This is a genomic window from Sphingomonas sp. (assembly GCF_031426035.1).
In the GTDB taxonomy this organism is placed as follows: domain Bacteria; phylum Pseudomonadota; class Alphaproteobacteria; order Sphingomonadales; family Sphingomonadaceae; genus Sphingomicrobium.
This window is the reverse complement of the sequence record NZ_JANPKO010000162.1, coordinates 1-19,271: the sequence shown is the minus strand read 5'-3', so window position 1 is coordinate 19,271 and position 19,271 is coordinate 1. Positions and strand designations below refer to the sequence as shown.

General features: G+C 67.9%; 27 protein-coding genes and 1 pseudogene. 12 read left to right on the top strand and 16 right to left on the bottom strand.

All coding sequences use genetic code 11. The annotated features are described in order from the left end of the window. Positions 1-247 (top strand): annotated as a pseudogene (locus tag RMP08_RS12215) (hypothetical protein); the annotation flags it as partial. 24 nt (positions 248-271) lie between these two features. Here the strand turns inward: RMP08_RS12215 and RMP08_RS12210 are convergent. After that, entirely contained in the window at positions 272-1,081 is an 810-nt protein-coding gene (locus tag RMP08_RS12210) for an alpha/beta hydrolase (RefSeq protein ID WP_310469275.1), read from the bottom strand. A gap of 302 nt (positions 1,082-1,383) precedes the next feature. Here RMP08_RS12210 and RMP08_RS12205 point away from each other — a divergent pair, with 302 nt between their 5' ends. Beyond that, positions 1,384-1,659 carry a YciI family protein gene (locus RMP08_RS12205; RefSeq protein WP_310469274.1) on the top strand — a complete coding sequence of 92 codons (276 nt, stop codon included), beginning with the start codon at positions 1,384-1,386 and terminating at the stop codon, positions 1,657-1,659. A gap of 85 nt (positions 1,660-1,744) precedes the next feature. After that, positions 1,745-2,458, top strand: a complete 714-nt coding sequence (locus RMP08_RS12200) for a dienelactone hydrolase family protein (RefSeq protein WP_310469273.1) — start codon at positions 1,745-1,747, stop codon at positions 2,456-2,458. Between the two features lie 12 nt (positions 2,459-2,470). Here the strand turns inward: RMP08_RS12200 and RMP08_RS12195 are convergent, their stop codons facing one another. The 10 genes from RMP08_RS12195 to RMP08_RS12150 form a co-directional block, all read right to left on the bottom strand. Next, positions 2,471-3,046: a TMEM175 family protein gene (locus RMP08_RS12195; protein ID WP_310469272.1), complete on the bottom strand. Its 576-nt coding sequence runs from the start codon at positions 3,044-3,046 to the stop codon at positions 2,471-2,473. A gap of 21 nt (positions 3,047-3,067) precedes the next feature. Further along, positions 3,068-3,496 (bottom strand): hypothetical protein, encoded by a 429-nt coding sequence (locus tag RMP08_RS12190; protein ID WP_310469271.1) that lies wholly within the window; start codon positions 3,494-3,496, stop codon positions 3,068-3,070. A gap of 49 nt (positions 3,497-3,545) precedes the next feature. Beyond that, on the bottom strand, positions 3,546-4,178 hold the full coding sequence (gene queE, locus RMP08_RS12185) for a 7-carboxy-7-deazaguanine synthase (RefSeq protein ID WP_310469270.1): 633 nt from the start codon (positions 4,176-4,178) through the stop codon (positions 3,546-3,548). Continuing rightward, complete coding sequence (gene queC / locus RMP08_RS12180; protein WP_310469269.1) at positions 4,175-4,843, bottom strand: 7-cyano-7-deazaguanine synthase QueC; 669 nt, start codon at positions 4,841-4,843, stop codon at positions 4,175-4,177. The genes queE and queC overlap by 4 nt, the downstream gene beginning before the upstream one ends. After that, positions 4,840-5,190, bottom strand: coding sequence for a DUF3147 family protein (locus tag RMP08_RS12175; protein WP_310469268.1), 351 nt, complete (start codon positions 5,188-5,190; stop codon positions 4,840-4,842). Before RMP08_RS12175 ends, queC begins: the two co-directional genes overlap by 4 nt. 199 nt (positions 5,191-5,389) lie before the next feature. Beyond that, complete coding sequence (locus RMP08_RS12170) at positions 5,390-5,749, bottom strand: hypothetical protein (RefSeq protein ID WP_310469267.1); 360 nt, start codon at positions 5,747-5,749, stop codon at positions 5,390-5,392. A gap of 102 nt (positions 5,750-5,851) precedes the next feature. Further along, positions 5,852-6,754 carry an Hsp33 family molecular chaperone HslO gene (locus tag RMP08_RS12165; protein ID WP_310469266.1) on the bottom strand — a complete coding sequence of 301 codons (903 nt, stop codon included), beginning with the start codon at positions 6,752-6,754 and terminating at the stop codon, positions 5,852-5,854. A gap of 154 nt (positions 6,755-6,908) precedes the next feature. Further along, entirely contained in the window at positions 6,909-8,099 is a 1,191-nt protein-coding gene (locus RMP08_RS12160) for an aspartate aminotransferase family protein (protein WP_310469265.1), read from the bottom strand. Positions 8,100-8,237: 138 nt separating this feature from the next. Then, positions 8,238-8,738, bottom strand: coding sequence for a hypothetical protein (locus RMP08_RS12155; protein WP_310469264.1), 501 nt, complete (start codon positions 8,736-8,738; stop codon positions 8,238-8,240). Between the two features lie 118 nt (positions 8,739-8,856). Continuing rightward, positions 8,857-9,714: an ABC transporter permease gene (locus tag RMP08_RS12150; protein WP_409049798.1), complete on the bottom strand. Its 858-nt coding sequence runs from the start codon at positions 9,712-9,714 to the stop codon at positions 8,857-8,859. Positions 9,715-9,794: 80 nt separating this feature from the next. Between RMP08_RS12150 and RMP08_RS12145 the strand changes: the two genes are divergently transcribed. After that, complete coding sequence (locus tag RMP08_RS12145; protein WP_310469263.1) at positions 9,795-10,472, top strand: GcrA family cell cycle regulator; 678 nt, start codon at positions 9,795-9,797, stop codon at positions 10,470-10,472. A gap of 14 nt (positions 10,473-10,486) precedes the next feature. Here RMP08_RS12145 and RMP08_RS12140 read toward each other — a convergent pair whose 3' ends face one another. Continuing rightward, a complete protein-coding gene (locus RMP08_RS12140; protein WP_310469262.1) occupies positions 10,487-12,328 on the bottom strand; it encodes an alpha/beta fold hydrolase in 1,842 nt (613 codons plus the stop codon). After that, positions 12,304-12,426, bottom strand: coding sequence for a hypothetical protein (locus RMP08_RS12135; RefSeq protein WP_310469261.1), 123 nt, complete (start codon positions 12,424-12,426; stop codon positions 12,304-12,306). Before RMP08_RS12135 ends, RMP08_RS12140 begins: the two co-directional genes overlap by 25 nt. Before the next feature lie 227 nt (positions 12,427-12,653). On the opposite strand from RMP08_RS12135, the gene RMP08_RS12130 reads away from it, so the two are divergent. The 5 genes from RMP08_RS12130 (at position 12,654) to RMP08_RS12110 (ending at position 15,594) form a co-directional block, all read left to right on the top strand. Continuing rightward, positions 12,654-13,559: a diiron oxygenase gene (locus tag RMP08_RS12130; protein ID WP_310469260.1), complete on the top strand. Its 906-nt coding sequence runs from the start codon at positions 12,654-12,656 to the stop codon at positions 13,557-13,559. Positions 13,560-13,592: 33 nt separating this feature from the next. Further along, positions 13,593-14,156, top strand: coding sequence for an OsmC family protein (locus tag RMP08_RS12125; protein ID WP_310469259.1), 564 nt, complete (start codon positions 13,593-13,595; stop codon positions 14,154-14,156). Between the two features lie 61 nt (positions 14,157-14,217). Further along, a complete protein-coding gene (locus RMP08_RS12120; RefSeq protein WP_310469258.1) occupies positions 14,218-15,054 on the top strand; it encodes a class I SAM-dependent methyltransferase in 837 nt (278 codons plus the stop codon). Positions 15,055-15,064: 10 nt separating this feature from the next. After that, positions 15,065-15,250 carry a hypothetical protein gene (locus RMP08_RS12115; RefSeq protein WP_310469257.1) on the top strand — a complete coding sequence of 62 codons (186 nt, stop codon included), beginning with the start codon at positions 15,065-15,067 and terminating at the stop codon, positions 15,248-15,250. A 119-nt stretch (positions 15,251-15,369) separates the two neighbouring features. Continuing rightward, positions 15,370-15,594, top strand: a complete 225-nt coding sequence (locus RMP08_RS12110) for a hypothetical protein (RefSeq protein WP_310469256.1) — start codon at positions 15,370-15,372, stop codon at positions 15,592-15,594. 87 nt (positions 15,595-15,681) lie between these two features. Here the strand turns inward: RMP08_RS12110 and RMP08_RS12105 are convergent, their stop codons facing one another. Beyond that, positions 15,682-16,185 carry an Hsp20 family protein gene (locus tag RMP08_RS12105; RefSeq protein WP_310469255.1) on the bottom strand — a complete coding sequence of 168 codons (504 nt, stop codon included), beginning with the start codon at positions 16,183-16,185 and terminating at the stop codon, positions 15,682-15,684. Between the two features lie 200 nt (positions 16,186-16,385). Here RMP08_RS12105 and RMP08_RS12100 point away from each other — a divergent pair, with 200 nt between their 5' ends. Beyond that, on the top strand, positions 16,386-17,711 hold the full coding sequence (locus RMP08_RS12100; RefSeq protein WP_310469254.1) for a Xaa-Pro peptidase family protein: 1,326 nt from the start codon (positions 16,386-16,388) through the stop codon (positions 17,709-17,711). An 88-nt stretch (positions 17,712-17,799) separates the two neighbouring features. Then, on the top strand, positions 17,800-18,240 hold the full coding sequence (locus tag RMP08_RS12095) for a DoxX family protein (RefSeq protein ID WP_310469253.1): 441 nt from the start codon (positions 17,800-17,802) through the stop codon (positions 18,238-18,240). Here RMP08_RS12095 and RMP08_RS12090 read toward each other — a convergent pair. Both RMP08_RS12090 and RMP08_RS12085 read right to left on the bottom strand, forming a co-directional pair. After that, positions 18,227-18,613, bottom strand: coding sequence for a type II toxin-antitoxin system death-on-curing family toxin (locus RMP08_RS12090; RefSeq protein ID WP_310469252.1), 387 nt, complete (start codon positions 18,611-18,613; stop codon positions 18,227-18,229). The two genes, RMP08_RS12095 and RMP08_RS12090, sit on opposite strands and share 14 nt — an antisense overlap. Then, entirely contained in the window at positions 18,610-18,837 is a 228-nt protein-coding gene (locus RMP08_RS12085) for an AbrB/MazE/SpoVT family DNA-binding domain-containing protein (protein WP_310469251.1), read from the bottom strand. Before RMP08_RS12085 ends, RMP08_RS12090 begins: the two co-directional genes overlap by 4 nt. An 84-nt stretch (positions 18,838-18,921) precedes the next feature. On the opposite strand from RMP08_RS12085, the gene RMP08_RS12080 reads away from it, so the two are divergent. Continuing rightward, positions 18,922-19,271: ATP-binding protein (locus RMP08_RS12080; protein WP_310469250.1), on the top strand; the 350-nt coding region annotated here is incomplete at its 3' end.

Below are 19,271 nucleotides of genomic sequence, written 5' to 3'. Positions count from 1 at the left end.
GGTCGACGACAGCATCGCGCTCGACCAGTCGGTGTTTGCGGCGCTGCCCGCGAGCGGCACGCTCAGCGCCGCGGCGTTCCACGCCGGCACCGCGGCGGCCGACGCCGACCACCGCATCGTCTACGACAGCGCGACCGGGCGGATATTCTACGACGCCGATGGCAACGGCGCGGGGGCGCAAATCCTGTTCGCCACCGTCGCCGCCGGAACCGCGCTGACCAACGGCGACTTCCTGCTGGTGCCGTAGGCGGCGGCGCGCGCCGTTGCGCTGCTAACTCTCCGCCGAGGCGTCCTCCCTGACCTTGGCCGGGCGCGCATTCTGAAGCGCCCAGTCGAGCGCGAAATCGGCGACCTCCTCCCAGCCCGGATCGAGCAGGGTCCAGTGCGAGCGGCCGGGGAAGATCTTGATCTCGGTCGGCGACGGCGCCTGCTTCTGCTTGTCGTAAATCGCCTGGGTCATGCTGGCATCGGCGATGAGGTCGAGCTCGCCGCCGATCAGCAGCAGCGGCGCGCGGTCCGGATTGTCCCAGCGGATCGGAATCTTGTTGATGATCCCGTCCCAATAGATCTTGCCCGGCGTGGGCACGATATATTTGTCGTACAGCGCGTCGGCCTGGTCCTCGGGCACGAGCTGGGCGAAGCGGGTGCGGAAATATTTGCGCGACATCGTCTCGGCCTTTTTCCAGCTGCCGAAATCGAAGAAGATCGGCAGGGTCGAGACGATCGCGTGCGGCCCGAGCCCGACCCCCGGCGTCGGCGCCGGATCGATCGCCACCCCGGCGACGCCGAGCCCGCGGTCGAGCAAATGCTGGACGAAGGTGCCGCCGGCCGAATGGCCGATCAGGATCGGTTCCTCCGGGCACTCGCCGATGATCCGTTGATAATGGTCGAGGACCTCGCGCTGGCCGAGGGTGGCGAGCTCTTCGTCGGGCATCGCCCGCAGCTCTTCGGGCGAGCGGTCGTCATACGGCCAGTCCGGCGCGACGACGGTCAGGCCGCGCGCCTCGTAGCGTTCCTTGACGGCATCCCAGCTGCGCGAGTTGAGCCAGGCGCCATGGATCAGCACGACGGTGTTGGACATTGCGGCATCCTCCCCAATGCAGGTGAAAGGACTTGGGGCGGCGCGCAAACGGCGGGCTCCGCCGGCAAGCGCCTTACGCCAGATCGCGCTTTGCCGCAGCAACTTTTCGCCGTCGCCTCCAGCGCTGGAGAAGGCGCGAGCCGGGGTGCAAGCGGACCTCCCCCACGCTCGCCGCCGGCGGCCGGTTCTGGTACGCAGGACGCCCATTTCCCGCGAGTCGCCGGGGCTCGACGGACGCGCGTTCGCGGTCGGCCACCGGCGCTGCAGGAGGTGGCAAACGCGTCGCCGCAGGGGGACTTGCGATGCTTTATGCGTGGATGGGGTTCTTGAAATCCGACGCCGGCCCGATAACGCCGGAGCTGCAGCAGCTCGCCACCGTGTTCCTCAGCCAGCCATTGATCAATATCCACTCGTTCGGGCCGCTGTGCGACGAGTCCGGCACTCGCGCGGGGATGCTGATGATCTTCGAGCACGACAGCTACGCCGCCGCCCACAGTTTTGTCGCGGAAAGCCCGTTCCTCCAGGCCGGGCTCTACGAGCACTTCCGGCTCTACGAATATATCAACGAGGGCGGGTGACGCCGAACCACGGCACATACCGGCGTGCTAACGATCAAGATCACATGTCCGCGGCGGCACAGCGGACCAATGCGGAGGGATTGCAATGGACGATCAGGTGACGTTGGGCGACCGCATCGAGATCGCCGGCCGCGACGGCGCATTCGCCGCTTACATCGCACGGCCGGAGGCGTTGCCCGCGCCGGCGGTGGTGGTGTTGCACGAGGTGTTCGGAGTCAACGCCGATATCCGCCAGCATTGCGACGAGCTGGCCGGACAAGGCTATCTCGCCGTCGCCTCGGACCTGTTCTGGCGCCTCGAGCCGGGGGTCGATTTGAGCGTCACCTCCAAGCCGGACTGGGACCACGCCATGCGCCTCTACCAGGCGTTCGACCGCGACGCCGGTGCCCGCGACGTCGCGGACACCCTGATGGCCGTCGCCGGACTTGCCGAGTGCAGCGGCAAGCTCGCCTTGCTCGGCTACTGCCTGGGCGGATTGATGACGTTCATCGCCGCGCAGCGCTGCCGCATCGACGCCGCGGTCGCCTTCCATGGCGCCGAAACCGAAAAATATCTCGACGGCGCCGACGCCCTCAAGGCGCCGCTGCTGATGCACCTCGCCGAGGAGGACGAGTTCATGCCGAAGCCCGTGCAGGCCGAGATCACGGCCGCGCTGGCCGACCGGCCCAATGTCACGGTCTATAGCTACCCGGGGCAGGCGCATGCCTTTTCCCGGAACGGCGGAGCGCATTACGATGCCGCGGCGGCCGCGCTGGCCAACCGCCGCACCAGCGAGTTCCTCCAGCGATACCTGGCGTGACCCGTTGCAGCCTCACGCCGAAATGCTGCGTTCGAAGCGGCGGTCCGGCGTGAACCACAGCAGCGCAATCACGACGTAGATCGCGACGGAGACAGCAGGCGACACGAACGCCGCCGCGCAACCGGTCGCAAATCCGGCGATGCTCAGCCATTCCTTCCAGCGCGATCCGGTTGCGGCCTTGACTGTCGATTGCTCGCCCTCCGCCGCGACCACGGCGCGTTCGAGGAGCAGATAGGAGACCGCCGCCATCAGCAGCACGCCGCCGTAAGTGGCGACCGGCCAGGCGACGATCCCGGCCTCCCCCATCCAGCGGATTTCATACGGGACCAGGCTCAGCCAGAACAGCAGCGCGAGGTTCGCCCACAGCACGCGGCCGTCGATCACCCGCGCCGCCTGGAGCATGTGATGGTGGTTGTTCCAGAAGATGCCGATGTTGACGAACGACAGGGCATAGACGCCGAGAAACGGGGCGATGGTCAGAAAACCGTGCCAGCTGGCTTCCTCGGGCAGGCGAAGCTCGAGCACCATGATGGTGATGATGATCGCGATCACCCCGTCGGTGAACGCATTGAGTCGATCGGGCTTCATCGCGCACCGCCTTCCGGGTCGTCAGCTCTTCCCCTCGGTCCGGACACGGGGGAAGTTGCGGATCACGAACAGTAGATACACCAGCCACAGCGCGAACCACACGCCCGCGACGGCGAGCAGCCCGACGGTGAACGGGATCATGCTCGGCGCGAGGAACAACAGCACGCACCCGAGCAACCAGAAGCGATCGCCGCTGCGGCCGTACCGATCGCGCGCGGCGTCGTCGAACTGGCCGCCGAGCGAGGCGCCGTAATAATAAAAGGAGGCGAACGCGAAGGAGAAGGTGACCACCCCCATGACGATCAGCGTCGCCTGGAACGGCACCGCGTCGACCTCGCCACTGGCGAACCTCGGATAGAGGAAGAACAAAAGGAAGGTGAAGATGGCGATGCTCGACGCCGCCAGCTGATAGGCCCGATTGACATTGGCGGCGGCCAGTTCGGCGGTCATGGAAACCCCCTTTTGGGTTGCGCATTCTAAACAGCCGTCACTTGTATCGCTAGGGCAAGCCGAGCAGTTTGTGGGTCTGCAGCGTCAGGCGCCAACGCGGCCGCTCCATCACCAGGGCGATCGCCGCGTCCAGCGCCGCCTCGCGTGTCGCACAATCCATCGGCTGGATCAGGAAGTGGCGGAAATCCCAGCTTTCGAGTTGGGCGGGGTCGATGCCGTCCTGCGGCCACACCAGCTTCAGCTCGTCGCCGCTGCGCTGGACCACCGCGCTGCCCGCCTTGGGGCTGATGCACAGCCAGTCGACGCCCGGCGTCGCCGCCAGCGTGCCGTTGCTCTCCGCCGCGATGCGAAAACCGTGATCGTGCAGCGCATCGACCAGCGCGGCATCGAGCTGGAGCATCGGCTCGCCCCCGGTGACCACCACCAGGCGGTCGTCCGGCCCCGGCCCCCACAGCGCCGCGACATGCACCGCCAGCGCTTCGGCGTCGGCGAATTTGCCCCCACCAGCGCCATCGGTGCCAACGAAATCGGTGTCGCAGAACTTGCACACCGCAGCGCGCCGGTCCTCTTCCCTGCCCGACCACAAATTGCACCCGGCAAACCGCAAAAACACCGCGCGGCTGCCGGCCTGCGCGCCCTCCCCCTGCAGCGTGAGAAAGGCCTCCTTGACCGCGTAGGTCATGCGTAGACGGTCGGGTCGGCGAGTCCCGCCTCGGCGAAGCCCTTCGCCCGCAGGCGGCAGGCGTCGCACAGGCCGCAGTGGCGACCGTCGGGCGCGGGGTCGTAGCAGCTGTGGCTGAGCCCGGCGTCGAGCCCGAGCCGCGCCGCCTCGCGCGCGATATCGGCCTTGGTCATGTGCTGGAGCGGGGCGTGGACGGTGAACGCGTCGCCTTCGTCGCCGGCCTTGGTCGCCAGCCGCGCCAGCGCCTCGAAGGCGGCGATGAATTCGGGGCGGCAGTCGGGATAGCCCGAATAATCGAGCGCGTTGACCCCGATGAACAGGTCGCGCGCCCCGGCCGCCTCGGCCCACGCCAAGGCGAGGCTGAGAAAAATGGTGTTGCGCGCCGGGACGTAAGTCACCGGGATGCCCGGCGCGACGCCGCTTTTGGGCACCGCCTGCTCGCCAGTCAGCGCCGAGCCGCCGAAGCGAGTAAGGTCGAGCGGGAGCACGATGTGGCGCGCGCCGAATTGCGCCGCGATGCGCTCGGCGGCGGCGATCTCGACGCGGTGGCGCTGGTTGTAGTCGACGGTCAGCGCGAGCAATGCGAACCCCGCCTCCCGCGCCAGCGCGGCGCACACCATCGAGTCGAGCCCGCCCGACAGCAATACCACCGCCTGCTTGGTCACAGCCGGATACCCAGCCGCGGCGCCAGCGCGACCATTCCCGCATAGAGCGCGATGGTCAGCGCGCAGGCGACCAGCATGGTCGGCCAGAACCCCCAGCCGGCGCGCAGCAGCCACGGCACCACCACGAACAATGGCAGCGAGGGCAGGAAGAACCAGATGGTGCTCGCAGCGAGGTCGGCGACCTTGAGCGGGTCGCTCGTGTCGCGCCACAGCCAGATCATCGCCAGCAGCGAAGTCAGCGGCAGCGAGGCGAGCAGCCCGCCCCACCCCGGGCTGCGCCGCGCGATCTCCGAGATCAGCGCGATCAGCACGCCCGACACCGCGGCCTTGACGATCAGATAGAACATGGGCGCCCTCTAACCCCGTCCTATCGCCAAAAGAAGGCCGCCCGTCTTGCGAGGGGCGGGCGCCAAAAGAAGGCCGCCCGTCTTGCGAGGGGCGGCCCAGGTACCGGGCTCGCGCCCGCTTGGGAGGAAAGCGTGCCACATCCGGCACGACTCAGGGTTTAGCGGCGAATGGTTAAACCTGCGCTTAATGGGCCGGAGATCACTTGCCCGGGGTGGCCGGGCAGTCGCCCAGGCGCCGCACCTGAAGCGTGTAATTGAACGGGAAATTGTTGGAGATGCCCTGCGTCTCGACGCGCAGCGAGCGCGGGGTGATGACGGTCATCTTGGTCCGCCCGAAGCCGCCCCCGGCGCAGGTGTAATGGATCTCGGTGACCGACGGCAGGTCACGGATCACGACGCGCGTGCAGCTCGTCCCGCGATGCTCGTGCTGCGCCAGCACGGCGAGGTCGGCAAGGCACAGTTTCTGCGCGCCGCGGCCGGGCTGGCCGACGATTTCCCATTCCCCGCCGGCGGTCTTGGTCAGCGCTGCCGGCCGCTGCGCCGCCGTCAAAGCAAGCAACAACGCCACACACCCGCCGCCCGCGGCAGCCAGTTTCCGAGCCCGAGTCATCGTCCGCGGGAAGTTAACATGAAACAATTAAAACGCGGAATACAAAAAGTTTTAGCCAATGTCTCCGAGCGGGATCGGGAAACTGGTCGAGCAGAACGCGCAGTCGACCCGGATCAATCCGTCGTCGCCGACCATCTCGGCGCGCTCCTCGGGCGGGAAGCGGGCGATCACCGAGCGCACGTAATCGGGGTCGCAGCGGCAGCCGCGGCGCAACCGGATGGCGTCGAGCACGCGCACTTCGGCCTCGTCGTGGAACAGCCGCCAGATCAATTCGTCGAGCGGAAGCGCGGGGTCGGCCAGTTCCTCCGCGCGGATCGACCCGGCGAGCACCGCGACATGCGGCCAGTCGGGGTGGTCGAGCCTTGTGTGGAGCCGGTCGCGGCCCTCCTCGCCCTCGGGCAGGTGCTGGAACAGCAGGCCGCCGGCGACCCACCCGCTGCCGCTGCGTCGGGCGGCGAGGCGGACCAGGCTGGGGATCTGCTCGGACTGCGAGAAATAGGATTGCGCGGCCTCGGCCAGCGTGTCGCCGTCCAATGGCACGATCCCCTGGTAGCGCTGGTCGCCCTCGGGCTGGTCGAAGGTGATCGCGAGATAGGCCTTGCCGAACAAATCGGTCAGCGACGGGTCGGGCCCGGCCTCGGCCAGCCGAACGGGATCGTGGCGGACATAGCCGCGCAGCTCGCCGCCGAGATAATCGCACACCAGCAGGCTGACGATCCCGCTGTCGGTCTGCGCCTGGAGCGTCATCTGCCCGCCGGGATCCTTGAGCAACGAGCCGAGCAAAGCGGTCAGCACCAGCGCCTCGGCGAGCAATTGCTCGATCGCCGGCGGGTAGCCGTGGTTGGCGAGGATGTCGTCGAGCACCGGGCCGAGCCGCGCGGCGCGGCCGCGGGCATGGCGCGCCGGAATGGCGACGCCGAGCACGGCGTCGGTCGAAAGCGCAATGTCCTGCATCGCGGCTAGATAGGGAGAGCCGAGGCGCGGCTCAACTGGGCTGTTTTTGACCGTTCGTCCTGAGCGAAGTCGAAGGGCGTGTTGCAGGCGTCGGTGCAGCGCCCTTCGACTGCGGGCTTCGCCCTCCGCTCAGAACGAACGGGAGTTTGCGCGGTCACGCAGCCGCGGCCGGAACCTCGTACTCCGCGGCCGCCGCCGAGAGCAGCTCGATGAACTCGCGGATGTGCGCTTCCTCGATGTTGAGCGGGGGCAGCACGCGCATGACATTGTCGCCCGCCGCGACCGCGAGCAGCCCGCGGGTGCGCAAATAATTGACGAACGCGCGGCTGTCCGACTTCATCTTGACGCCGAGCATCAGCCCCATGCCGCGCACGCCCTCGAACAGATGGTCGTGGTTGGGGATCATCTGCTCGAGCGCCGAGCGCAGCCGCTCGCCGGTGGTGCGCACCTGGGCGAGGAATTCGTCGTTGGCGACGACGTCGAGCACTGCCTGGCCGGCAGCCATCGCCAGCGGGTTGCCGCCATAGGTCGAGCCGTGGGTGCCGACCACCATGCCCGACGCCGCTTTCTCGGTGGCGAGGCAGGCGCCCAGGGGAAAACCGCCGCCGATCCCCTTGGCCGAAGCAAGAATGTCGGGGACGATGCCGTATTGCTCGTGGGCGAACAAAGTGCCGGTGCGCGCCATGCCGCACTGCACTTCGTCGAGCACGAGCATGAGGTCGTTGTCGTCGCACAACTGGCGCAGCCCGCGCATGAATTCCGGGCTGGCCGGGCGGATCCCGCCCTCGCCCTGCACCGGCTCGACCAGGAAGCCCGCGGTGTGCTCGTTCATCGCCGCCTTGGCCGCGTCGAGATTGTCGAACTCGACCACCGCGAAGCCGGGCAGCAGCGGGGCGAAACCGTCGCGCAACTTCTCCTGATTGGTCGCGCTGATGGTCGCCATGGTGCGGCCGTGGAAGGCGTTGGTGAACGTGATCAGCTCGTGCTTGTGGGCGTTGCCCTTGGCGTGGTGATAGCGGCGCGCGGTCTTGATCGCGCACTCGACCGCCTCGGCGCCGGAATTGGTGAAGAACACGGTGTCGGCGAAGGTCAGGTCGACCAGCCGCTGGGCGAGCGCCTCGCCTTGCGGTGAGCCGTAGAGGTTGGAGACGTGGATCAGCGTCGCCGCCTGGTCCTGGATCGCCTTGGTCAGATGGGGATGGCCGTGTCCGAGCAAATTGACCGCGATGCCGCTGGCGAAATCGAGATATTTCTCGCCGGATTCGCCGAACAGATAGGCGCCCTCGCCGCGCACCGGCCGCACCGGCGATCGGGGGTAAACGGGCATCAGCGGCGTAATGGCCATCGGTGGCAAGTCCTTCGGTCTGGTGGTTGCAGGCGCGGCCCCCGCCGCAGCGGCGAGCCTATAGCCAGCGCCGCCGAAAAGGAAAAGGCGCCCCGGGGATGCCCCGGAGCGCCTGTCCTGTTGACCGTGCTTTGAAGCTTAGTCGTCGCGGTCGCGGCCGTCACCGTCACGGTCGCGGCCATCGCGGTCTTCGTCCCAGCGGCCGTCGCGGTCGCGGTGGTCGCGGCGGTCGTCCCAGCGGCCGTCGCGGTCATTGTCCCAGCGGCGGTCGCCACCGGCGTAGCGGTTGCCGTCGCGCGCTTCGGCGCGGACCCGCCACTCGAGCTGGGCGATGCGGCGCTGGATCTCGTTGCGCTCGGCGCGGTTGAGGCCGTTGCGAGCAGCATAACGCAGCTGGCGCTCGAGCTGGCTCGACTGCCAGCGCAGGCTGCGCGCCTCGCGGTTGGTGATGATATCGCGCCGGTCGAGCTGGACGATGCGGTGCTGGACCTGGTCGATCTGCGCCTGCAAGCGACGGACCTGGCCGTAATTCTGGTTGTAGCCATAGGCATTGCCCTGCGGCGCCCACTGGGCAGCGGCCGGCGCGGAGACGGCGAGAGCCGACGTGGCGACGGCGAGAGAAAGAATGAACTTACGCATTGTGGCTCTCCTTTGGAGCGATTGATGCGCCGTTATGGCCGCTCGGGCGTGAGGTCAGGCTGAACGCGCCTGTTATCACCGGTTCAACAAGGTAAAGACGCTATCGCGTTGAAATCGTTCAACTCTTGATTTTCCAGCCGCTTTTGAGCAGCGCAAAACAGCCGGCCCACAGCAGGCCATTGAGCAGCAAGAGGACGGCCGCGCCGACCAGGATCGGCGAATCGGCGATGCCGAGGAAGCCATAGCGGAAGCCCGAAATCACGTAGAAGAACGGGTTGGCGTGGCTGACCGCCTGGAACAACGGCGACAATTGCTCGACCGAATAGAATGTTCCCGACAGCAGCGACAGCGGGGTCACGACGAAATTGCTGACCGCCGCGGCATGGTCGAACTTTTCCGCCCAGATCGAGGTCAGCAGGCCGAGGAAGGCAAGCATCAGCGATCCCATCAGCCCGAACCACAACGCCCACAACGGGTGCGCCACGGCCACCGACACGCCGGGCCACGCCAGCATCGCCAGCCACACCGCGCCGCCGACGAAGAAAGCCCGGGTGACCGCGGCACCGACCAGCCCGGCGATCAACTCGCCGGTCGACAGCGGCGGCATCAGATAATCGACGATGTTGCCCTGGATCTTGCCGACCAGCAGCGAGAAGCTGGCATTGGCGAAGCTGTTCTGGATCATCGCCATGACGATCAGCCCGGGGGCGAGGAAATCGGCGAAATGGACCCCCATCACGGTGCGCCCGGCGCCGCCCAAAGCGACGGTGAAGATGACCAGATAGAGCAAGGTGGTGATGGCCGGCGCCCACACCGTCTGCATGTGCACCTTGAAGAACCGCCGCACCTCCTTGATATAGAGGGTCTTGAGGCCGCCCCAATTGACTCCGCTCAGCACCGGCACGCCGGGCTGGTGGCGCAGCCACTGGGGGTGCGGGCCGTTGACGGGCCGTCGGCTGATGGGCTGGCGGTTCACGCCTCAGTCGCCTATCGGCTGGCGCCGCGTCCCGCAACCTTGGCGCGGGCGCGGCCGGCCAAATTCGGAGAGCAAATAATATGTCGTGGACCGACGGGCGGATCGATCGCCTGAAGAAGATGTGGACCGAGGGATCGACCGCCAGCCAGATCGCCGACGAGCTCGGCGGGGTCAGCCGCAACGCAGTGATCGGCAAGGCGCACCGGCTCGGCCTCGATGCGCGCCCGTCCCCGGTCAAGGCCGGCGAGGAGAAAGAGAAAAAGGCCGCCGCCCCCGCCGCGGCCGCTGCAGCGTCGCCGCCCGCCAAGCCGGCCCCGCGCGCCGCAGCCCCCGCCCCGCGCGCCACGCCCGAGCCGGAGCCCGAGCCCGCCGCCGAACCCGCCCCGCCGCCGGTGCGCACCCCGCAACGTCCCCAGGGCGACCTCCAGTACCGCTCGGTCGGCCCCGGCGGCTTCATCCGCCAGGGACCGGGCGACACCCAGGCGCCGATCCCGCCCGCCCCGCCACGCCGGCTGGTCCCGGCCAAGCCGAGCCCCGAGGTTGCCGACAAGACCAGCCTGCTCGATCTCAACGACCGCATCTGCAAATGGCCGATGGGCCATCCCGGCGAGCCCGATTTTCATTTCTGCGGGCAGGCCGCCAACCCCGGCTTTCCCTATTGCGTCCAGCATTGCGGGGTCGCCTACCAGGCGCAATTGCCGCGCCGCGACCGCCGCCCGCCGCCGCCGCTGCCGTTCGGCGGCCCGCGCGTCCGCTAAGCTGCGCGCGCGGTTCACGCCGCCCGCGCGGTGGCCTCGGTTCCCAGAAACGCGCGCAGCTCGTCGAGGAACAGCGCGAACGCCGGCTCGCGGTCGAGCAGGATGTGGTTGTCGCTGTCGAGCGGGACGAAGCGCGCCCCGGGGATCGCGCGCGCCATCGCCTCGCCTTCGCCAAACGGCACCGCCTGGTCGCCGCGCGCGTGCAGCACCAGCGTCGGATGCCTCACCTGCGGCAATAATTCGCGGACATCGATGCGCGCCATCTCGCGCATCAATCTCACCGCATTCTCGGGCGACGCGGTTTTCTGCTGCAGCTGGTTGAACCAGCGCATCTGCTCGGCGTCGGCCCCGGGCACGTAGAAACTGGTGAACAATTGGCGGTAGGCCGGATTGTCGCGGCCCCACCCCAGCTCGGTCAGTGTCAACATCGCCTCGCGCCGGCTGATCTCCTCATTGTCGGCGCGCGTCCGCCACCCCGCGGCATAGCCGCCGAGCAGCACGATCCGCCGCACCCGCTCGGGATGCTGGAGGGCATAGGCGATCGCCACCGACGCGCCCTGGCTGATCCCGAGCAGGTCGAACTGGCCAAGCTCGGCCTCCTCGACGACGCAGGCGAGGTCGTCGACGAACGCCGCCATGCTTAGCTCGGGGGTGTCCCAGTCGCTCAGCCCGTTGCCGCGCTCGTCGTAGCGCACCAGCGTGAAATCGGCGGCCAGCGCGCGCAGCCAGCCGCGCCAGATCGGGCTCTCGAAGTCGAACTCGAGATGGTTGAGCCAGTTGGCGGTCTTGACCAGCGGCGGCCCCGCCCCGACCTGCGACCAGGCCAGCCGGGTACCGTCGGCGGCGTGAGCGTAGCGCACCTGCTGCGGCGGCAGCTGCGGCGCCGCGGCGAGCGCGGCTGCGGCGCGCCGGCTGGCCTCCTCGCGCCGCCGCCACGCCGCCGGGGGCGCGCCATATTCGCGCTTGAAGGCGCGGTTGAACGCGGCCTCCGAATTGAACCCGACGGCATAAGCGACATTGGCGCTGTTCTGCTTGCCGTCGCGCAGCATGTTGGCCGCGGTGCGCATCCGCCACCGCGCGCAATAGCGCATCGGCGGCTCGCCGAGCAGCGCTGCGAAACGCTCGCCGAGCACGGTCCGCGACACCCCCACCTCGCTCGCCAGCGCCTCGATCGTGAGATCGTCGGCGAAGCGCGAATGGATGATCCCGAGCGCGCGCGCGACAACCGGATCGCGCAGGCCCGCGAGCCACCCGCCCTCGCCCGGGCCGAGCGCCTCGACATAGCGCCGCACCGCTTTGGCGAACATCACCTCGGACAATTTGGCGACCAGCGCGGCGTCGTTCTGCAATTCGCCCGCGGCATAGCCGAGCGAGCTGGCGAGGAAGTCGCCGGCCTGCTCGCTGTCGGCCTCCACGATCATCATCGCGGGCAGCGCCTCGAGCAACGGGTGCTGGCCCGAGATCACCCCGAGCCAGCCGCAGTACAGCGCGGTCTCCTCGCCCTCACCGTTGTCGCGGATGACGCTCGGCTCGCCACTTGTACTGCGCTGCGTGACGTCGGCGAGATCCTGCGGCTCGAGCCCCTCGCGCGAATAAAGCAGATGCACGTCGTTGCGCGGGAACAGCACCATCGCCCCCTTGCCGAGCACGCCGCGGGCAACGCCCGGCAGCTCGACCTGCATGCGGCCGCGGCGGACATAATGATAGGAAATGATCTGCTCGGGCACCGGGAAATAAGGCGCGCAATGCTCGGGGCTGAACTGCGACACGGTGCACCAGTCGCCGTGCATCTCGGCGTCGAACACGATCCCGCCGTTGAGGCGCAGCGAGCTCAGGATTTCGTCGAGAACATCCACGGCCGACCCTCGATTGCAGGCGATTCCGGCGTTTCGGTCAATTTATCCGGCAAGCCGGTCATTTTCGCAACCGCCCGGCGCGAATAGATCGGCGCCATCAACAACGACGCCTTCGAATCGGCCCGGGAGTAGCCTGCTTCCGGGAGCGGGCGGCTGCGTCTTTGCCAAGCCAAGGGGAACAACCATGACCAACTCCGCCACCGACCTCCGCGCCCGCCGCGCGCTGATCGTGCTGTTCGCCATGCTGTCGGGCGCGTCCGCGGTGTCCGCCGCGGTGCTGCCGGCGGTGATCGGCGCCTGACCGTCCAACCTGAGGGGACCCGCGATGTACCACGACTTCAATTATCAGGCGACGCTCGCCTCCTCGCTGCGCGGTGCGTGGCAGCTCGACGAGGTGCTGCGCGCCGACCAGGAGCTCGATTTCTCGCGCAGCTTCCTGCCCGACAGCCTGGCGCGCACCGCCGCGCTGACCGGCCTGTCGCCCGACGAGCAGCGCCTGCTCAATCACATCAGCGCGCACCAGTATCTGTGCATTTTCGGCGTGGTCGAGGAGTTCATCCTGCCGTTCCTGCTCGACCATGCGCGCCCCGCCCTGCGCGACGATGACTGGCGCGTCCGCGCTTTGCTCAACTTTGCCGCCGAGGAAGCCAAGCACATCCATCTGTTCAAGCGCTTCCACGCCGCGTTCGTGCGCGGCTTCCCGGTCGAGTGCGCGATGATCGGCCCGTCGGACGCGATCGGTGCCGAGGTGCTGCGCCATGACCCGCTCGCCGTCGGCCTGGTGATCCTGATGATCGAGTGGATGACGCAAGGCCATTACCTCGGCTCGGTCCGCGACGACGGCGACCTCGACCCCTTGTTCAAGAGCCTGCTCAAGCACCACTGGATCGAGGAAGCGCAGCACGCCAAGCTCGATACGCTGATCGTCGACGCGCTCGCCGAAGGGCGCAGCGAGGCCAAAATCCACAGCGCGATCGATGAATTCTTCGAGATCGGCACGTTCCTCGATGCCGGGTTCGAAACCCAGGCCGGATTCAACATTGACGCGCTCGAGCGAGCGATCGGCCGCACTCTGCCCAACCGCGCCGAGCTGATCGCCCAGCAGCACCAGGCGGCGCGCTGGACCTACCTCGGCTCGGGCATGGTCCACGAGCGCTTCACCGCGACCCTGGCGAACATTTCGCCGGCCGCCGCGGCGCGCATCGCCGACGCCGCCCCGCTGTTCGCCTGAGCCCATTTTCACCATCCAGGAAAAGGAAGAAACATGCTCGACACCGTCAAGAATGCGCCCGTCAACGGCCTCGATCTCGCCGCGCTCGGCGAAACCGTCGAGGCGGTCGAAAAGGATGCCAGCCTGGCCCTCGTCGGCTTCGACGTGACCACCCGCTGGACCGGCCAGACCCGCAGCGAAACCACGGTCGCCGGCTACACGCTGGCCGGCGAGCGCATCGCGCGCCGCCACACCATCGTCGCCGACGAGCCGTGCGAACTGCTCGGCGCCGACACCGCGCCCAATCCGCAGGAGCTGCTGATGGCGGCGTTCAACTCGTGCATCACCGTCGGCTACGTTGCCGGCGCCTCGCTCAAGGGCATCAACCTGACCTCGCTCGAAATCGAGACCCGCGGCCAGCTCGACCTGCGCGGCTTCCTCGGCCTCAGCGACGCCGTCCCGCCGGGCTATGAATCGATCGATTATCAGGTGCGCATCGCCGGCGACGGCTCGGCCGCCGATTTCGAGGACATCCACCGCACGGTGATGGCGACCTCGCCCAACTACTTCAACCTGAGCCGCCCGATCAAAATGAACGGGACGCTCAAAATCAGCTAACAATGGGCCGGGCCCGCGGCAGGCGTCGCGGGCCCCGCCTTTACCTTGGGAGAAAAAAATCGTGGCCACCATCGCACCTCCGACGACCAACCCCAACAAGGCGCTGTGGGAGAAAGGCGACTTCACCCGACTCGCCGCAACCATGCGCGAGAGCGGCGACGAATTGGTCGAAACCCTCGGCATTACCCCGGGCATGAAAGTGCTCGACCTCGGCTGCGGCGACGGCACCACCGCGCTCCCCGCCGCGCGCCGCGGCGCCGACGTGCTCGGAGTCGACATCGCCGCCAATTTGGTCGCCGCGGGCACTGCGCGCGCATCCGAGGAAGGGCTCGCCAACCTCCGCTTCGAGGAGGGCGACGCGTCCAACCTCGCCGGCATCGCCGACGCCAGTTTCGACCTCGTGGTCAGCATCTTCGGCGCGATGTTCGCCCCGCGCCCGTTCGACGTCGCGCGCGAGATGGTGCGCGTGACCCGTCCCGGCGGGCGCATCGTGATGGGCAATTGGATCGCCGGCGACCCGACGCTGGTGGCGCAGGTGCTGCGGATCAGCGCGGCCTATGCGCCCAAGCCGCCCGAAGGGTTCATCAGCCCGGTGACGTGGGGCGACGAAGCCCAGGTCCGCGAGCGCTTCCAGTCCGCCGGCATCGCGGACGGCGACATCGCTTGCGAGCGCGCCACCTACACCTTCCGTGCGCCCGTCCCGCCGGCCGAGTTCCTCGCCGTGTTCCGCAATTTCTACGGGCCGACGATGAACGCCTTCGAGGCGGCCGAGCGCGACGGCAAGGCCGAGCAATTGCAGGCCGAACTGGCTGAATTGTTCGAGGCCCAGAACCGCGCCGGGCCGACCGCCACCGAAATCCCCGCGACCTACCTCAAGGTCACGGTCACCCGCACCTAAGGAGCAAGCGATGAAGCACGAACTGATCGAGCGCACGGTGCGCGACTGGGTGATGGGCGACCCCGCCCGCGGCGCCCGTGCGCTCGAGCAGCGCAGCGCCAGCCCGTTCCACGCCGGCCAGTCGGCGGAGCAAATCGCCGACGCGCTGATCCTCCTCGCCGGCCGCATGGAGTTCGCCGAAAACCGCCTGTGGTGAGCTTCGACAGGGGGCGATTGGCGTCCCAAAGCGGGAAAGCGAATTTGCGTCGGGCACCCATCCGTCGCGGCTGCTCGTTACGGACCCAACTTACACTCATTTCATAGGGGTAATTTGGGATGACGGATTCAGCTTCAAGCCTGATGGCGATCGTGTTCGGTCTCGCGGTGTTCGCGGTGATTGTCGCGGTCGGATGGCGCAGCGTGCAGAACCGCCGCATCCTGCGCTTGCAGGGCGCCGACGGCCAGGAAACGATCATCGTCGCCGGCGAAAACGATGACATCAGCAGCGTTGCGTCGTCGACCGAAGTTCAGCGCAGCACCCGCTCGAGCACGTTCGGCTAAGCACTGACACTGACGGCCTCGCGCCAATAAAAAAGGGCCCCGGAAGCGCAAGCTCCCGGGGTCTTTTTCTTGTCTTGGCTGAAGCGCTTAAGCGTCCTGGGCCTCGGCTTCGACGGTCTGCCGCGACGCCGGTTGGTCGCCGCCGCCAATCGCCGAGCGCTCGCTGCGCTGGCCGCTCCCGACATTGATCTTGCGCGGCTTCATCGCCTCGGGGATCTCGCGCTTGAGCTCGATCGCCAGCAGGCCGTCCTTCAGGTCGGCGCCGCTGACCTGGATGTGGTCGGCCAGCGCGAAGCGCCGTTCGAACGAGCGGGTGGCGATTCCGCGGTGGATATAGTCGGCCTTGTCGTCGTCCTGCTTCTTACCCGACACCAGCAGCACGTTCTGCTGCGCGGTGATGTCGAGCTCGTCGGCCTTGAAGCCGGCGACGGCGAGCTCGATGCGATACTCGTTATCGCCGAGCTTGATCAGGTCGAACGGCGGGTAATTCTCGCCATTGCCGCCGGCGGTGCTGTTCTCGAGCATGTCGAACAGGCGGTCGAAGCCGACGGTGGAACGCCGATAGGGCGCGAAGTCAAATGCGCTACGCATGTCAAAAGTCCTCCAAGGTTGAGCGACTGGCGGGGCGGTGGCCGCGAGAGGGCCGCGAGCCCCGTCGCCGGGCCCAAAAGCGGCGCCCGGCAGCGAAAATCTGGGTTTTGGCGGCGCAATTTCAAGACCTTTTTTGAGAGGGTTGCGCACAGATATGCGGCCCCTAGTCTGCGCTCGCTGTAACCTCGGGAAACCAAGCGATGCTCAACCGCCGGACGTTCATCGCCGCCACCGCCGCTACCGGCCTGGCGTCAACCCAAAGCTGGGCGCAGAACGCGGCACCCCGCACCTTCGGCTACCCCGCCGGCACCCGCCCGTTCGGCCCCGATGTCTACCGCGAGCGCCGCCGCAAGCTGATGGAGCGGATGAAGACCGGGGTTGCGCTGGTCTACGGCCCGGCGACGGTCGACCGCGGCGCCGGCGCGGCGCCGATGGACGGGCCGGGCAGCGATTTTTCCTACCTCACCGGGCTCGCCGACGAACCCGGCGCGGCGCTGCTCCTCGCGCCCGGCGAACGCACTTTTCGCGAATTTCTGTTCCTCCCCGCGGTCGACCCCGAATACGACCGCTGGGAAGGCTCGCGGCTGCTGCTCGGCGGCGAGCTTCGGCGGCGCACCGGGTTCGACAAGGTCGCCCGTATGGGCTCGCTCGGGCCGACCCTCGCCCAGGCCGCCGCGCGCGCCGGCGAGATGCGCTACATCGGCCCGCTCGCGAGCCCCGACGCCGCGCTCCCGCGCGAGCTCGAGCTGTACGGCCGCGTCGCCGCGCGTGTGCCCGGCACCCGCATCGTCAACCAGCACGGGCTGATCCACGCCATGCGGCTGGTCAAGGAGCCGCGCGAGCTCGAGCTGATGCGCAACGCGATCGCGGCGACCGACCGCGGCATGCGCGCCGCGATGCGCGCCGCCCGCCCCGGCATGAAGGAGTATGAGCTCAAGCACATCATCGAGGCCGAGTTCCGCGCCGCCGGCGCGCGCCGCCTGGCGTTCCCGTCGATCGTCGGGGTCGCGCGCAACAGCGCGGTGCTCCACTACATGGGCGGCGACACCGAGATCCGAGCCGGCGATTTGATCCTCGCCGACATCGGCGCCGAGGTCGATTCCTACGCCGCCGACATCACCCGCACCTTCCCCGTCGACGGCCGCTTCACCCCCGAGCAGCGGCGGGTTTACGACACCGTGCTCGCGGCGCAGGACGCGGCCGCCGCCCGGCTTCGCGCCGGAGCGGTCTACGAGGACCTCGAGCGCGCCGCGACCGACGTCATCGAGGCGGCCGGCCACCGCGACGATTTCTGGCACGGCCTCGGCCATTTCGTCGGCCTCGACGTGCACGACGTCGGCGACCGCGCCCAGCCGCTGCCAGCCGGCGCAGTGCTCACCATCGAGCCCGGCATCTATCTCCCCCAGCGCGAGTTCGGGGTGCGCATCGAGGACGAATATCTGGTCACCGCGAGCGACAACGAGCGGCTCAGCCGCGCCGTCCCGCGCACCGTCGCCGAAATCGAGGCGGTGATGGCCGCGCGCTAGCGTTGCTCGATAATTCCCCGCCGTTGGTCGAACGCGCCTGACTCCCACGGCGCCGGCGCATTACCAAAGGAGGGAGGGGGAACGTGCCATGGCCGATCTAAAGACGTTGCTGCTGCTGCCCGGCAACGCCCGCCATGCCGATCTCGGCCTGCTCGCGCTGCGCCTCGCGACCGGCGCGTTCCTGATCTACCAGAGCCACGACAACGTGCTGAGCGCGGCGCGCATGGACGAGTTCGTCAAATTCCTCACCCACTTCAAGTTCGTCTACCCCGAACTGATGGCCCCGCTCTCGGTCTACGCCCAGTTCGCCGCCGGGATCGCCTTCGTCCTCGGCCTCCTCACCCGCTGGTTCGGCCTGGTCACCGCCTTCAACTTCGTCGTCGCGGTGTGGATGGTGCACTGGACCGACCCGGTGCCAGGCATCTGGCCCGCCGCGATCCTGATCGTCCTCGGCCTCTACTTCGGCCTCCGTGGCAGCGGCCGCTACGGCCTCGACGCCTTGCTCGAGGGCCGCGCTAAACGCCGCTGATCCGCTCGCGAAACCAAGCTGCCAGCTCGTCTTCGGCGAGGTCGTCTGCGGCGAGTGAGAGCATCGTGACAACAGCTTCGGCCGGTTCGAAATGCAACGCCAGCCCGTTCTTCTCTAGGAAAAGGCGCGCCAGGACCCAAGCCGTACGCTTGTTGCCATCGACAAACGGATGGTTTCTGGCCACTCCAAAAGCGTATGCAGCGGCGAGCGCCGCCGCATCGGGATCACCATAGGCCGCCAAATTCGCCGGCCGCGCCAGGGCCGAAAGCAATGCGCCGGCATCCCGAACGCCAGCCGGACCGCCGTGTTCGGCTAGTTGTTCCTGATGGATCGCCTCAGCCGAATCGGATCGCAGCCACCGCCATTCCGTCACTTCGCAAGTTCACGCAGGATGGCCCGATCCTTGCGCATGATTTCCCTCGCGAGACGCATTTCCTCAATGAATTCCGGGTCGGCGCGCCGCAGTTCAATTCCGTTGGGAGTCCGCACCGGGAACAACGCATCACCCTGTTGGACGCCAAGGTCCTGCAGCATCTCCTTGGGGAAAATCGCTCCGGTCGAATTGCCGATGGGGATGAGTTTCAGAGGCTTGTTCATACACGCGTTATAACACAGAAGCTGTGGACAAGCAACGTCGCTCGCTTGGCACGCCCTGAATCCGCGCCCTATAGCGGGCCGCACATGGCCGACCTCTTCTCCACCGCCGCTAGTTCCGCGCCCGACAGCTACGACGCCTCCTCGATCGAGGTGCTCGAGGGGCTCGAGCCGGTCCGCCGCCGCCCCGGAATGTACATCGGCGGGACCGACGACCGCGCCCTCCACCACCTCGCCGCCGAGGTCATCGACAACGCCATGGACGAAGCGGTCGCCGGCCACGCCTCCCGCATCGAGATCACCCTCGAGCCCGAACCCGGCACCGCCGGGCGCCTGACCGTCACCGACAACGGCCGCGGCATCCCGGTCGACCCGCACCCCAAATATCCCGGCAAATCGGCGCTCGAAGTGATCATGACCACGCTCCACTCGGGCGG

Excerpts from the sequence above, each read along its gene's own strand:
- RMP08_RS12100 (WP_310469254.1), top strand. The coding sequence starts at position 16,386 with ATGCTCAACCGCCGGACGTTCATCGCCGCCACCGCCGCTACCGGCCTG.
- RMP08_RS12155 (WP_310469264.1), bottom strand. The coding sequence starts at position 8,738 with ATGCGTAAGTTCATTCTTTCTCTCGCCGTCGCCACGTCGGCTCTCGCC.
- RMP08_RS12175 (WP_310469268.1), bottom strand. The coding sequence starts at position 5,190 with ATGTTCTATCTGATCGTCAAGGCCGCGGTGTCGGGCGTGCTGATCGCG.
- RMP08_RS12095 (WP_310469253.1), top strand. The coding sequence starts at position 17,800 with ATGGCCGATCTAAAGACGTTGCTGCTGCTGCCCGGCAACGCCCGCCAT.
- RMP08_RS12110 (WP_310469256.1), top strand. The coding sequence starts at position 15,370 with ATGACGGATTCAGCTTCAAGCCTGATGGCGATCGTGTTCGGTCTCGCG.
- RMP08_RS12145 (WP_310469263.1), top strand. The coding sequence starts at position 9,795 with ATGTCGTGGACCGACGGGCGGATCGATCGCCTGAAGAAGATGTGGACC.
- queE (WP_310469270.1), bottom strand. The coding sequence starts at position 4,178 with ATGACCTACGCGGTCAAGGAGGCCTTTCTCACGCTGCAGGGGGAGGGC.
- RMP08_RS12165 (WP_310469266.1), bottom strand. The coding sequence starts at position 6,754 with ATGCAGGACATTGCGCTTTCGACCGACGCCGTGCTCGGCGTCGCCATT.
- RMP08_RS12115 (WP_310469257.1), top strand. The coding sequence starts at position 15,065 with ATGAAGCACGAACTGATCGAGCGCACGGTGCGCGACTGGGTGATGGGC.
- RMP08_RS12205 (WP_310469274.1), top strand. The coding sequence starts at position 1,384 with ATGCTTTATGCGTGGATGGGGTTCTTGAAATCCGACGCCGGCCCGATA.
- RMP08_RS12135 (WP_310469261.1), bottom strand. The coding sequence starts at position 12,426 with ATGGCGCCGATCTATTCGCGCCGGGCGGTTGCGAAAATGACCGGCTTG.
- RMP08_RS12210 (WP_310469275.1), bottom strand. The coding sequence starts at position 1,081 with ATGTCCAACACCGTCGTGCTGATCCATGGCGCCTGGCTCAACTCGCGC.
- RMP08_RS12160 (WP_310469265.1), bottom strand. The coding sequence starts at position 8,099 with ATGGCCATTACGCCGCTGATGCCCGTTTACCCCCGATCGCCGGTGCGG.
- RMP08_RS12195 (WP_310469272.1), bottom strand. The coding sequence starts at position 3,046 with ATGAAGCCCGATCGACTCAATGCGTTCACCGACGGGGTGATCGCGATC.
- RMP08_RS12130 (WP_310469260.1), top strand. The coding sequence starts at position 12,654 with ATGTACCACGACTTCAATTATCAGGCGACGCTCGCCTCCTCGCTGCGC.
- RMP08_RS12085 (WP_310469251.1), bottom strand. The coding sequence starts at position 18,837 with ATGAACAAGCCTCTGAAACTCATCCCCATCGGCAATTCGACCGGAGCG.
- RMP08_RS12125 (WP_310469259.1), top strand. The coding sequence starts at position 13,593 with ATGCTCGACACCGTCAAGAATGCGCCCGTCAACGGCCTCGATCTCGCC.
- RMP08_RS12200 (WP_310469273.1), top strand. The coding sequence starts at position 1,745 with ATGGACGATCAGGTGACGTTGGGCGACCGCATCGAGATCGCCGGCCGC.
- RMP08_RS12105 (WP_310469255.1), bottom strand. The coding sequence starts at position 16,185 with ATGCGTAGCGCATTTGACTTCGCGCCCTATCGGCGTTCCACCGTCGGC.
- RMP08_RS12190 (WP_310469271.1), bottom strand. The coding sequence starts at position 3,496 with ATGACCGCCGAACTGGCCGCCGCCAATGTCAATCGGGCCTATCAGCTG.